This window comes from Kitasatospora nipponensis (assembly GCF_039528135.1).
GTDB lineage: Bacteria > Actinomycetota > Actinomycetes > Streptomycetales > Streptomycetaceae > Kitasatospora > Kitasatospora nipponensis.
Map to the genome: position 1 here is coordinate 1 of NZ_BAAALF010000522.1, position 1,026 is coordinate 1,026.

The 1,026-nt window shown below is 52.9% G+C and carries 1 protein-coding gene; it reads right to left on the reverse strand.

The window, feature by feature from the left end:
• Nucleotides 1–910: hypothetical protein (locus ABD323_RS41625; RefSeq protein WP_344447286.1), on the reverse strand; the 910-nt coding region annotated here is incomplete at its 3' end.
• Nucleotides 911–1,026 lie beyond the last annotated feature (116 nt).

Genomic DNA, 1,026 nt, shown 5'->3' on the forward strand with positions numbered 1-1,026 from the left:
TGAAATCCAAGCCCTCTGCCAAAATATTGGCAAGCTCAGCATAGCGCAGACTTTCCGATCGGAGGCCGATGACGCCAAGATACGACGATATGGAGGACGAAAATAGAGCCCTATAGAAATTGAACATCTCAAAGGATGACAGCCGCTCGATGATCGCCTCAAAGTGAGGCAGCATGAATGCGTAATGCGGCCAGCTGTCCGAATCAGAAGGTGGAAAGTTAATTACCTTATACAGGAGATGTGAGGCTGCGGCGCATGCCAAAACCTCCGCCCCTGGTTCGCATGACTGTCGCGCTAGTGCCTGAATCAGGGAGTGGCACCTAACGCCGTGATCTTCCACCTCGAGAAGTGAATATCTGCGGAGGGCGTAAATTAGATCATGGAGCTCCATTGGATCAGCAAGCTTGTCTAGAAATGGGCCCGCATCGGAGACTAGCGTGCGACAGCTCTCGGCGGCGCCGATAGCCAGACTTTCTCGGTCGATTGGGTATCTATGATTATTGTCTTGCCGATTCGACTTCGATGGATCGACCACTCGAGCTTGAAACAGATCTTTAGGGAATTCGTGATCTGAAAGGCTTGACATGATCTGAAGGAAGAAAAGAGCCTCCGGAAGTTGGCTCTTCAGCGCCCCCACGGTAATGTCCCATGCGGCAGCCATCCCAATGTGTTCCGGCGGAGTTCCTCGAGTGAGAATTTCTCGTGTTCTATCACGGAGCATCTCAGCATACTGCTGTGCCGGCATACCCGAAACTGCGATGAAACTAGCCGCCTGACGCAAAGCCAGCGGATGCCCGCTAAGCGCCTTATTGATCGCCTCAAGATCTCTGCGCCTCGCTGCCGGTAGAAATTTCTCTAGAAGCTCTACGGAAAATTCGATCGACAATGGGCGTAGTTGCACTGCAGGCATATGGCTCGACCAGGCTTGGTCTGTACTTGATATAAGGAAGCGGGAATGTCCGCCTCGCGGAATAAACCGGATGAGATCAGGCGAGGCATCTGCCCCGTCGATAACGACGAGCGCTC